Source organism: Candidatus Saccharibacteria bacterium oral taxon 488 (assembly GCA_013099195.1).
Lineage (GTDB): Bacteria > Patescibacteriota > Saccharimonadia > Saccharimonadales > Saccharimonadaceae > Nanosynbacter.
The window spans coordinates 220411-231360 of sequence record CP039999.1 but is presented as its reverse complement, the minus strand read 5'-3'; the positions used below and the strand labels follow the sequence as shown (position 1 = coordinate 231360).

At 51.9% G+C, this 10950-nt stretch carries 13 protein-coding genes; 3 read left to right on the top strand and 10 right to left on the bottom strand.

The genetic code is table 11. The features are described 5' to 3' along the window. Positions 1-46 precede the first annotated feature (46 nt). A complete protein-coding gene (locus FBF28_01180; protein ID QJU08180.1) occupies positions 47-319 on the top strand; it encodes a 50S ribosomal protein L27 in 273 nt (90 codons plus the stop codon). Positions 320-441: 122 nt separating this feature from the next. On the opposite strand, the gene FBF28_01175 is transcribed toward FBF28_01180, so the two are convergent. The 5 genes from FBF28_01175 to ftsE form a co-directional block, all read right to left on the bottom strand. Beyond that, the gene (locus FBF28_01175; protein QJU08179.1) at positions 442-822 is read right to left on the bottom strand and encodes a response regulator; all 381 of its coding nucleotides are present in this window, start codon (positions 820-822) and stop codon (positions 442-444) included. A 23-nt stretch (positions 823-845) separates the two neighbouring features. After that, positions 846-2024, bottom strand: a complete 1179-nt coding sequence (locus FBF28_01170) for a S41 family peptidase (protein ID QJU08178.1) — start codon at positions 2022-2024, stop codon at positions 846-848. A gap of 59 nt (positions 2025-2083) precedes the next feature. Further along, on the bottom strand, positions 2084-3217 hold the full coding sequence (locus FBF28_01165; protein QJU08177.1) for a CHAP domain-containing protein: 1134 nt from the start codon (positions 3215-3217) through the stop codon (positions 2084-2086). Between the two features lie 82 nt (positions 3218-3299). Beyond that, positions 3300-4301, bottom strand: a complete 1002-nt coding sequence (locus FBF28_01160; protein QJU08176.1) for an FtsX-like permease family protein — start codon at positions 4299-4301, stop codon at positions 3300-3302. Next, on the bottom strand, positions 4298-4987 hold the full coding sequence (gene ftsE, locus FBF28_01155; protein ID QJU08175.1) for a cell division ATP-binding protein FtsE: 690 nt from the start codon (positions 4985-4987) through the stop codon (positions 4298-4300). Before ftsE ends, FBF28_01160 begins: the two co-directional genes overlap by 4 nt. A gap of 62 nt (positions 4988-5049) precedes the next feature. On the opposite strand from ftsE, the gene FBF28_01150 reads away from it, so the two are divergent. Continuing rightward, complete coding sequence (locus FBF28_01150) at positions 5050-5880, top strand: hypothetical protein (protein ID QJU08174.1); 831 nt, start codon at positions 5050-5052, stop codon at positions 5878-5880. Here FBF28_01150 and FBF28_01145 read toward each other — a convergent pair. Continuing rightward, positions 5856-6935, bottom strand: a complete 1080-nt coding sequence (locus tag FBF28_01145) for a peptide chain release factor 2 (protein QJU08173.1) — start codon at positions 6933-6935, stop codon at positions 5856-5858. The two genes, FBF28_01150 and FBF28_01145, sit on opposite strands and share 25 nt — an antisense overlap. A 50-nt stretch (positions 6936-6985) precedes the next feature. Beyond that, positions 6986-7357, bottom strand: a complete 372-nt coding sequence (locus FBF28_01140; GenBank protein QJU08172.1) for a hypothetical protein — start codon at positions 7355-7357, stop codon at positions 6986-6988. 108 nt (positions 7358-7465) lie between these two features. Between FBF28_01140 and hpt the strand changes: the two genes are divergently transcribed. Further along, on the top strand, positions 7466-8014 hold the full coding sequence (gene hpt, locus FBF28_01135) for a hypoxanthine phosphoribosyltransferase (GenBank protein ID QJU08171.1): 549 nt from the start codon (positions 7466-7468) through the stop codon (positions 8012-8014). Here the strand turns inward: hpt and FBF28_01130 are convergent. The 3 genes from FBF28_01130 to FBF28_01120 form a co-directional block, all read right to left on the bottom strand. Further along, entirely contained in the window at positions 8004-8192 is a 189-nt protein-coding gene (locus tag FBF28_01130; GenBank protein ID QJU08170.1) for a hypothetical protein, read from the bottom strand. The two genes, hpt and FBF28_01130, sit on opposite strands and share 11 nt — an antisense overlap. A 153-nt stretch (positions 8193-8345) precedes the next feature. Further along, positions 8346-9749, bottom strand: coding sequence for a UDP-N-acetylmuramoyl-L-alanine--D-glutamate ligase (gene murD / locus FBF28_01125; GenBank protein QJU08169.1), 1404 nt, complete (start codon positions 9747-9749; stop codon positions 8346-8348). Then, positions 9724-10941, bottom strand: coding sequence for a hypothetical protein (locus tag FBF28_01120; GenBank protein QJU08168.1), 1218 nt, complete (start codon positions 10939-10941; stop codon positions 9724-9726). The genes murD and FBF28_01120 overlap by 26 nt, the downstream gene beginning before the upstream one ends. Positions 10942-10950 lie beyond the last annotated feature (9 nt).

Genomic DNA, 10950 nt, shown 5'->3' with positions numbered 1-10950 from the left:
CACTTATACTGGTACGGATTAGGTTTAGAAAATTTAAGGAGTTTCAATGTCAAAAGTCAAAGCTGGTGGCTCAAGTAAAAACATCCACAACAACCCTGGCCAACGCCTCGGCGTCAAGCGTTTCGGCGGCCAAAAAGTCAACGCCGGTGAGGTACTCGTCCGCCAAACGGGCGCCACGAAAGTCGCTGGTGCAGGTGCATACATGAGCCGCAACTACACCATCCACGCTGCTAAGTCCGGTGTCGTCACCTTTAAGCGAGTCAAGAAAACCAGGTTCACTGGCAAAACCGAGCGACGAACCCAGGTTTGCGTCGGCTAGTCAGCACTATTCTATGACCTGCTATCCCGGCGTCCAGATTGCACCCATTTGATTACACCCGTTCATTTAGCTGCCTATCCCGCTACGCTAGTAGTATTTGAGCGGCTAATTTCTCCAAGCAACTACGACACACCCAAATGATGCTTTACTCGCGCTACCACGTCGCCGATCACCACCTGTGACTTGACGAGATATTCATCTACGCCCAGCGCCTCCGCCCGCTCTCGATCTTTTTGCTGGCTCAGCGCCGTCAGCATGATCACCCGCACGTTGGTCGTTTCTGGCGTATTGCGCAGGATATCGAGCACGTCAAAGCCGCTAATTTTCGGCATCATAGCATCCAGTACGATCAGATCCGGCCGAAACGCCACCGTTGCCGACAGCGCGTCCTCACCATTATGCACCTCACGAATCTCAAAGCCCTCCAGCTCCAGCCGCGACCGATAGACTGCCGCCAGTGCTGTATCGTCTTCAACCAATAGTATTTTTTTCCTGTGTTGCATATCGTTACCCTCCCTTTTTGAGCCTATACACTCTTTGCTTTTTCCAATTGTGGATCGCGTCCATTATCTGCCGCCCCAGCCGTCATCTCGACCTTAATATCTGGCTCGATACCCGACTTGTCAATATTCTTGCCATGCGGCGTATACCAGCGCGCCTCGGTCACTTTTAGAACCGAGCCATCCGCGAGATCAATCGGCCGCTGCACACTGCCCTTGCCATAAGTTTTTTCGCCAACCAGCGTCGCCTTGCCGTGATCCTTGAGCGCCCCCGCCACGATCTCGCTGGCGCTGGCACTACCACCGTTAATCAACACAACCGTCTTGATATCACCGAGAAGCGGCTGGCCGGTCGATTTCTCCGTCGAGATAACCTGCTCACCGCGCCGTTGGGTCATTACCACCTCATGATTGAGCCACAACCCCGCTAACGCCTGTGCGGCCGCCACCGTACCGCCAGGATTTCCTCGAAGGTCGAGGATGACTTTCCTAACACCTGCCGAGCGAAACTCCTCGGCGGCTTGGCGCGCTTGCTTGCCGGTGTCATCATTAAAGCGACTGACCGTCAAAATACCAATCTCACCATCAACCTTCCACTCGGCAGCCGGCGCGACGACCTCCTCGCGTGTCACCGTTATATCTTTACGCTCGCCGCCACGCGACAGCACCAACTTGACCGTCGTGCCAACGTCGCCACGAATACGCTGCACCACTTGATCAACCGGCATATTAGTCACCACCGTGTCATTGACCTTGACGATGGCATCACCAGCTTTGACGCCCGCCTTTTCGGCTGGGCTATTCTTTAGCGGCCGGATGATCGTCGGCACGTTATGCCGCTTGGCAATTTCCGCCCCGATACCGCCACCAATATTGCCCGACAAGCTCTTCTCAAACTCCTTGGCTTCATCCGGATCCATGTACGCCGTGTGCGGATCGCCCGTCGCCGCCACCATACCGCGCGCCGCCCCACGCGTAAGTGCTTGCTCATCCAAATTACCGTCATAATGAGCCTTTAGCTCACGGTACACGCGCTGCACCGCTGATAAATCCAGCGACCCCGTTGCTGTTCTGAGACCAAACAGCGACCCGACCTGCGCCACGATCAGATCCGACCGCGTCCCGGCCGCAAAACTCACAATCGCGATCAGCAGCCCGCCCAAAAACAAGCGAGCCCGCGTTCCTACCCTCCGTTGCTCTGTCATATATCTATTGTACACAAAAACCCCCGCTGATGCGAGGGCTTTATTGACTCATCGTGCTATTAAAAATACACGTAGGTTAGGCCCGAAGCTGAACGCGTATACCTCCGATACAGACCGTCCCACGCTAAGTTATAGTCACTGACCGTAATCGTGCCGTCACCATTAACCGACTCGACGTACATCACGTGTCCATAATAGCCAACATTCATAACCGCTGCTGCGCCAGCCTTTGGTGTCGAACCGCTCTGGATACCATATCGCGCCGCTGTTGATGGCCATTGGTTAGCGTTACCCGCACCACCAAAGTTTGGCACAAACCGACCAGTGCTATGGATCTTCCAGGCCACATAGCTCACGCATTCACGCGTATATAGACCCCATGGATCGACGTAGGCATCTAATGGTGCATTTGCCCAGGCACCTGGATAGCCGCCACCGCCCGGGATACCACCCGGAATTGATACCCCGCCAAGCGCTCGCCGGTTAGCCGCCGCCTGCTCTTCGCGTAGTTTCGCCGCTTGATTATTCCGCTGCGTCGCCAGGGCCGCGTAGGCATTTTGGTCGTTCTTGGTGTCATTAACCAGCTTGGCTTGCTCTGCTTGCTTGGACGCTAGTTGCGTCTGCTGAGCTTTCTGGTCTTTGAGCACATTCTCGACTGACTTTTTATTCTCTTCTAATTTAGCCTGCAGCGCCTTGATCTCCTTGATCTTGTCGTTCAGTGATGATCGCAAGCTACTACGTTGCTCCTGCTTATCAACATAATCACCAATCGACTTGGAGCTCGCCAGCATCTCAAGCGGCGAAATCTGATCATCAAGGTAAATATCTGACAAGATTTTGCCCATGACCTTACGGCTTTTCTCAATTGCCAACTTATTCTTGGTAATCTCCGCGACCAGTGCATTATGCTTTTGCTGACTCTTGGCAATTTCTGTTCGGATCGAATCAATCTGGGCGTTAATGCGCCCCAGCTCTTCCTCCAGCGTCGCTGCCATCGTCCCGAGACGATTAGCCTCGTTTTGCGCCTGCTGTGCCTGTCGGTTGAGGGCATCAATTTCTGCATCATAGTCACGTGCAAATACGTGTGGGCTGAGCTGGAATACGCCAGCGCCCAAAACAACAGCACTAACCGCCACGAGAGCTGCCCGTGTGGCCCGTGATGTTGAAACTGGTGTGGTGGACCTTATCTTCATTACCTTTTATTTTAGCACAAGCGACATATAGACGTCAAGCGTCTTGGTTCATTACATATTCAGAGGTCAGCGACAAAATAACTTATAATTTTAAGTATTTACGCGTCGCGACCAATGATGAGACGATACCGATCACCGCACCAATCATAATCATCGCCAGCACTACCAGCCCGGCATACGTCGTGCCAATATTCATCAAATTATCCATCGGCAGCCGCACCGCCAGCTTGTCATGCGCCGAGAACAACAACAGATACCCGACTCCTGAGGCCACCAGTGCCGCGATAAATCCATACATAACTGCCTCGACGATAAACGGCCCGCGAATAAATCCACGATCAGCGCCGATCAGCTTCATCATCTGGATCTCGTCTTTACGGTTAAAAATTGCCATCCTGATGGTGTTAAACACCACCAGTGACGAAATCACCACGAACACCACCGTAGCGATCGAGCCGGCGATACTGGCAAACCGCACCCAATCACCGATGGCGTTGATCGCCTCACGTCGATCGCCGATGAACGACGGCTCTTTGGTCGGGTCTTTGTGCTTCTTATACAGCTCGTCGTTTTTCGTAAACTCAACCAGTGCCCGCTGATCGTTTAAATCCTTGAGCGAAGCCCGAAGCGATGCTGGCATTTCGTTACTTGATTCCTTGATCGCCTCGAGAGTTGCTGGATCATTCTTATACTTCTCGATTTGCTCCTGACGCGCCTGCTCTGCCGAGATATACGTCACCTTTTCGACATTCTGGAGCTTGCTCAGGCGCGATGTCAGCTCGTCGATCACCTTTTGCTCGGTTGAACCTTTGAGGAAAATCGACATATCGGACTTGCGCGAAATTGTATCGACCGAGTCAACCAGCACCTGGCGAGCAGCCATAGTAACGGCAATAATGAGCAGCGTCACCGCCATCACCGCAGTCGCCGCAATCGTCAGCCAGGTGTTACGGCTAAAATTATTGATGCCATACCGGCACATTCGCCAGAACGTCAGCACCCGACGGCGACGCTGCCGCGTGCGCTTGAGGACTTTGGGATCGACGCGCGCCTTGGCGGCGGCTTTACGTGAGATATCGGTCATTGTTTGTAACTCCCCTTGGCTTGATCAGAGGTGATTTTACCATGATCAATGGTGATCACCCGGCGTTTGAGCTTATTCACAATATCGACATTATGCGTGGTCAGCAGCACCGTGGTGCCGTATTTGTTAATTTTTTCCAGCAAGCGCACAATATCCCAGCTGTGCTTGGGGTCGAGGTTACCAGTCGGCTCGTCCGCGATCAAAATCTTTGGCTGGCGCACCACCGCCCTGGCAATTGCCACCCGCTGGCGCTCACCGCCGGACAGCTGATGCGGGAAATTCTTTTCCTTGCCCTTCAGTCCCACCAGCTCGATCACCTTTGGCACTGTCGATTTGATCTCGCGGTTGGTCATACCGGCAATCTCCAGCGCAAAAGCCACATTCTCAAACACCGTCCGATTCGGTAGCAGCTTGAAATCCTGAAACACCACGCCAATCTTGCGCCGTAGCAGCGGAATATGCTTGTCCTTGAGCGTATCATAATCAATCCCGCCGACGACAATCTTGCCACCAGTCGGCTTTTCCTCGCGGGTCAGCAGCTTGAGTAGCGTCGATTTCCCCGCACCGGACGTCCCAACCAAAATCACAAACTCGCCAGGCTTGACGTGAACACTCACCCGGTTCAAGGCCGGCTTGTTGTCCTTGCCATATGTTTTGGTAACCCTATCTAACAAAATCATTGACATTAGTATAGCAGATTTTTTACGATGGCGCGAATTAGCGCGACGAACCATGCTACACTAGACATATGAAAACTTCAGCTACATTACTCAATCGTCTCAGTATCATGTTTATCGCCCTCAGTATCATCGGAGTCGGATTAATAATTATCAGTAATATCAGCGCGCCATTCCTGCCAGATACATTTGATGCGGCGCGACCGCAAGACACCTGGTCATGCTGCGAGGCTCCTGGACAAACTGCCAATGCTTTACGCTGGCCACTCTTCCTGGTCGGCGGCTTACTCCTGTTTGTTAGCATCGTCTGGGGTATATATTACCTCGGACGTGGGCTACGACAGCTCGTGGGGCAATCACCTGATGAGTCAGCGCAACCTGTACGGTGCACCTATAGGATACTGGAGATTGGTTTGCGACTATTGGCGCTACTTATGGTCATATCGCTTGGCGCCACGCTTATATGCCTATTCCTCACACCCCACGTCACGCTACTACAAGACATAGCACAACACAGCGGTATTTTCGTATATATCATGTACACTGCGACTGGACTGCTCCTCGCTATCGGCTGTCTCACCTTGCCGCTTTATACGCTTATCAATACCAATCGCTGGCAAGCCAAGGCGATTACCGATAAAAGTCGATGGCTCGCACGCCACACGTCAGCATTGGTATGGTACAGCCTCGCCATGGTGTGCTTTCTGGTAGGTACATGCGCGTGGCTCTATTACATCATCGGCGATGACACCAATCGAAAATATCCGATCGACGTTCTCGTCAGGCAAACCACTTGGCCGTTTGGTGTACATTTCTTATCCGTCATGGTCATCAGCCTCATCGCCTTTGCCGTGATGATCACCATTGCTGTCTTTCGTCAGCCGCGCGACTCGCGTAAATAAGCCGCCATAAACTCATCAATATCCCCATCCAGCACCCCTTGGGCGTTACGGTTCTCGTGCTTGGTGCGCGTATCCTTGACCAGTGTGTACGGATGCAATACATAGTTTCTGATCTGGCTGCCCCAGTTGGCCGACTCGCCGGCTCTGAGATCAGACAGGGTTTCGGCGTGCTGCTCCAGCTTCATTGCCAGCAACTTGGATCGCAAAATCTTCAGCGCCGTTTCTTTATTTTGGATCTGCGAGCGCTCATTCTGGATCGCCACGGTAATGCCCGTCGGCACGTGCGTCACCCGCACCGCCGAGTCAGTGGTATTCACGCCCTGGCCGCCCTTACCGCCCGAGCGATACACATCAATCCTCAGATCACTCGGGTCAATCGCAATTTCATCCGGTGTATCAATTTTTGGCAGCACCTCCACCAGTGCAAAGCTAGTCTGGCGCAAATTGTCAGCATTAAACGGACTGAGGCGCACCAGCCGATGCACGCCATTTTCTGAGCGCAATTTTCCATAGGCAAACGGCCCAGAAATCTCCAGCACCGTCGTCTTTATCCCGGCATCATCATTGGTCGAGCGCTCCAATGTGTCAGCCTTCATCCCTGACTTCTCCGCCCAGCGCAGATACATCCGCTCCAGCATGGCCGCGAAATCCTGAGCATCCAGCCCGCCTACGCCAGCCGAAATCCGCACCACTGCCTCGCGGTTATCATATGGGCCGCTGAATAATAAATCAGTCTTGCGCTGGGTAAATTCTTGCTCTAATGCCGCTATCTGCGCCTCAAACTCCGGCAGCAAATCATCATCGCCGAGCTCCATCAACTCAGCGATATCTGCTAACTGCACCCCGAGCGTCTGCCACGGCTCAACTGTCTGGCGCAAGCTGGCTGCCTTTTTCGCCAAGGCCTGCGCCTCGTCCGGATTATGCCAAATCTCCGGCTGATTAAGCCGCTCGTCCAGCGCCGCCATCTCCTGCTCCAACGCCGCAAAATCCAGCGCCGCCTTGGCCTGTTCTACTTCCGATCGCAGGGTTTGAATGCGTTTTTTGAGTGGCTGCATGGATATATTTTAGCAGATATTAACATACATTTTTTCAGCTAAACATAAGACTACTTCTCAATAGTCTGCGCATTACGAAGATCGGACAAATATTTGCCTATTATTTTATTGGTCTTTAAGAATGCCCTGCGTTCTTTGACCATTTCATTAATCTTATCCTCTGCATAGATTACCCACGATAAATAGGGTATTATTTTCTCCTGTGTCTCTGTTATAAATTCCTTGCACTCTTCAATACGCTTTCGTCTTCCTTCCAAGCAGTCTTTAACTGCTGCAATAACTATCCCAAGTTGACTAGGGCTATCAATACGCCGTATACTATCTAGTAATTCTTGATCTACACCATCTAATACATCTACCAGATGGCTCTTTAGGTCCTGAATATCACTAAACCTCCACCCGTCAGCATCTATTTTCTCCACAACAAACTCCATCTTATCTTTTCCGCCAGTATATCCTTAGCTCCAGCCTTTCGCAAGCATATCCATAATCACCCCCTCTATCAACACAAAACATGTTATACTACCCCTATGAATCAAGATATCGCTACCATCCTCGTAACTACTGAACAAATTAATGACGCGGTGGCGCGGCTGGGCCAGGAGCTAACCAGTGAATACCGCGACAAGAATCCGCTGGTCATCGGCGTACTGCGCGGTGCGGCGCCGTTCATGATCGATCTGATACGCGCCATGGATTGCTATCTGGAAATCGATTTCATTGACGTCTCTAGCTACGGCGACGCGACTGAATCATCCGGCGCGGTCACCGTCCTCAAGGACATCGACAGCGACGTTACTGGGCGGCATGTTTTGTTGGTCGAGGACATCGTCGATACCGGCCGAACGCTAGAAAAATTGCTAGAATTATTCGCCGGTCGCGGCGCGGCCTCGGTCAAAGTCTGCTCACTACTCGACAAACCCGAACGGCGTATCGCCAACGTCACCGCCGATTACGTCGGCCTGTCCGTCCCTAACGAATTCGTCGTCGGCTACGGCTTGGATTTCCGCCAACAATACCGAAACCTACCGTATATCGGAGTGTTGAAGCCTGAGGTATATCAAGACACTATAGCGTGATCCATACCCGTATTTTCAGTACCACCTGCAGCATAACTGCCAAAATAATAATGAGTACCGGCAACCCGTAGCGCATAAATACTCTCATCTTCTCTCGACATCGTGAGGACATTGTTACCCCTAATTTCGCCAACCACCACTCATAAAATCGCTGCTCTTTGTCTCCGGAAAATTGCATGTGCGACAGTGGACACCCCTGTAAAATTTCAAGTATTATGAAATGTAGCACCGCCAAAACTATGACTATTCTATAATCAAGCCACGACCAGGCAGTGTATGCCGCCAGTGTGAGAATCGCATGTAGTGTAATGATAAAATACTGTCGAAGCACCTACAACTTCTCCACCGCCGCCACAAATTGCTCGCCACGGTCGACGTAATTCTTGAACATGCCAAAGCTAGCAGCCGCAGGGCTGAGGATGACAACATCGCCCGGGCGAGATAATTGACCGGCTTGGGCAACAGCGTCCACCATCGTTGTCTGGCCGAGCACTACTATCGTTGCCGCGACCGATGCTTGGCGCAGCGACTGTTCAATCTTCGCCGCATTTGCCCCGATAATGATCACCGCTCGCACCGTTTGTTTGGCAATCTCCGTGGCCATTTCATCATAATCCGCCCCCTTGTCGTACCCGCCGACGATCAGCACTTTCGGCGCTTCAAACGCCCGCAGCGCCGCGATAGCACTGCCCGGCGTAGTAGCGATACTGTCATCGTAATACTTCACGCCGTTTTTCTCAGCAACGAATTTTAATCGATGTGGCAATCCCGTAAAACTCTCTAGTCCAGCCGCGTACTGCTCGTCGGTCACTGTGATCGGCAGTTCTGTCACCGCGCTCATCGCCGCACAGGCGTTCTCGAGGTTGTGCGCGCCCGGCAGCCGTAAATGATCAGTGCGACAAATCCGCCGATCTTGCACACAAAAGTAGCCATCCCGAACATACACCTGATCCTCATCGGGGATAGCATAGCGGTGCGCGAAATTTAACTCATCATCTCCGCAGTATTCGCTACATGTCTCACAGTCACACCCATACAATGGCCTATCAAGCGGCGCGGTGGCTACCTCCCGTGAGTATTTATTCGTTGGGTGATATAAACATATACTATCCTGTTGGTGACGATGAATATTTTTTTTGGCGTCGAGGTACTCAGCAAAATCCGTATGTACCTCCAAATGATCCGGCTCAATCATCAATACCACGGCAATGGTCGGCGATTTTTCGAGATCCCACAGCTGAAAACTTGATAGTTCGTACACAATGAAGTCATCCTTTGTGATGCTTGGCAGCGCGTCCAGTGCCGGCACACCGATGTTCCCAACCAGATGCACCGTCTGACCGGCCGCCCGCAAGATCGCCGCGATTAGACTGCAGGTCGTACCCTTGCCTTTCGTCCCCGTCACGCCAATAATCGGCGCTGGACATTTGTCAAAAAACTCATTGGTCGCCGACCATATTCTGCCCGACGTTTTGAGCAGCCGCGGTGGCACACCCGGTGCTCGCACCACCATATCGGCGTCCTGCAGCTGCTCGGCGAACACCGACTCACCAGTCCGCACTGCCACGCCATCCGGCGCATCTTCAACCACCTTCTGGTCAGCAATGACAAACTCAGCATCAGGAAAAACCCGCTGAAAATATCTCAAACTTGATATACCCTCAAGGCCATAGCCAGCGATAACGATCTTCATAGTTTCTATTATACCATCAAGAACTTCGAGATATTGGAACATCTAGCGCTGAATTGGCTACATCTCTCTCCTGCAGCTTCTTGCCCCACTCTTTACTAAGAGCATCAAAACTAACTCGGGCAACCACATACGATTCCGCTTTATGCCGACATAGCTCCACGTTAACAGCAACTGGAGGGATTAATCCGGAATCTATATGGGGTTGAAGGCGATGCAAAAGATCGTCTCGGATAAAGTCGACGATATAGTCACCAGTAACCTGCGGCACAAAATCATAGCGTAGCAAAGGCCTGCGCGGGAACCGGGATGGAACTGTTGGGTTTTTGTCATCGCTGTTTTGATTAATAAATATAGCCCGTTCTTGGCTGGCAACACTAGGGTATATTCCATCCCCTTTCTGCCGATCCTCCAGGGCGCGCTGGCGTACAACTCGTGCAAACTCAGCAATTTTGGAGCACCAATGCAATATAGCGAGGTCATCTGGCTGTAAAATAACCTCATCGTTCTCTGGAGTTAACTTTTCAGAACCAGCGGTACTATGCTGCGGAGCATCACTCCGAATCGCGTGTTCGCCTATCCCTCGCAACACTGCATCACTATCACTAACGGCCTCCTCCTCAACTCCTTCATCAATTTGTCGTGGATATACGTTAGCCCTAAAAATTACCGAGCCATATGGAAGCACCGGAAGCCGATCGTCATAGGACGGTTTAACTGTATGCGCTTCAATGATAATACTCTCGGGAATAAGCCCAGAGTCGATATACGGCTGAAGCCGCTTTTTCATATGGATTTCGATAAGTTCCTCCTCATCCTTTGGACGCAACGAATTCCTATTAGTCTCAGTTGCCTTGCATACTTCATATAAACAAATCGCATCATCCCTATGCCTATTGTTGAGATTGTCGGTATAATCAAGGGGCATACTCGCCACAAGATGAACAGCGGAAGGATCGATAGGCCGCGAGCCATTTATAATACTCCTGCGCAGATCACGCACTTCACGATAGATCGTACTGACGAGTGCCAACACATTTCGACCCTCTAGTATGCGGCCCTTATCAATATCCCGCTCTAGTGTTTCAGCAGCCGCATCACTACGCTCCTGATCAGCAATCATCCGCCCGAGCAGCTCCGCCCGCTCCCGCTCCGACATTACTGGATCAATATCAGTCCTTTCCCCCTGAGTCGATATGATATGTCCACATGTCTCGCTCGTATTACCCTTACCCATGTCTTGCCT

What these genes read in the sequence shown, in the direction of transcription:
- FBF28_01180 (QJU08180.1), top strand. Translation starts at nt 47, where the DNA reads ATGTCAAAAGTCAAAGCTGGTGGCTCAAGTAAAAACATCCACAACAAC.
- FBF28_01175 (QJU08179.1), bottom strand. Translation starts at nt 822, where the DNA reads ATGCAACACAGGAAAAAAATACTATTGGTTGAAGACGATACAGCACTG.
- FBF28_01170 (QJU08178.1), bottom strand. Translation starts at nt 2,024, where the DNA reads ATGACAGAGCAACGGAGGGTAGGAACGCGGGCTCGCTTGTTTTTGGGC.
- FBF28_01165 (QJU08177.1), bottom strand. Translation starts at nt 3,217, where the DNA reads ATGAAGATAAGGTCCACCACACCAGTTTCAACATCACGGGCCACACGG.
- FBF28_01160 (QJU08176.1), bottom strand. Translation starts at nt 4,301, where the DNA reads ATGACCGATATCTCACGTAAAGCCGCCGCCAAGGCGCGCGTCGATCCC.
- ftsE (QJU08175.1), bottom strand. Translation starts at nt 4,987, where the DNA reads ATGTCAATGATTTTGTTAGATAGGGTTACCAAAACATATGGCAAGGAC.
- FBF28_01150 (QJU08174.1), top strand. Translation starts at nt 5,050, where the DNA reads ATGAAAACTTCAGCTACATTACTCAATCGTCTCAGTATCATGTTTATC.
- FBF28_01145 (QJU08173.1), bottom strand. Translation starts at nt 6,935, where the DNA reads ATGCAGCCACTCAAAAAACGCATTCAAACCCTGCGATCGGAAGTAGAA.
- hpt (QJU08171.1), top strand. Translation starts at nt 7,466, where the DNA reads ATGAATCAAGATATCGCTACCATCCTCGTAACTACTGAACAAATTAAT.
- FBF28_01130 (QJU08170.1), bottom strand. Translation starts at nt 8,192, where the DNA reads ATGCAATTTTCCGGAGACAAAGAGCAGCGATTTTATGAGTGGTGGTTG.
- murD (QJU08169.1), bottom strand. Translation starts at nt 9,749, where the DNA reads ATGTTCCAATATCTCGAAGTTCTTGATGGTATAATAGAAACTATGAAG.
- FBF28_01120 (QJU08168.1), bottom strand. Translation starts at nt 10,941, where the DNA reads ATGGGTAAGGGTAATACGAGCGAGACATGTGGACATATCATATCGACT.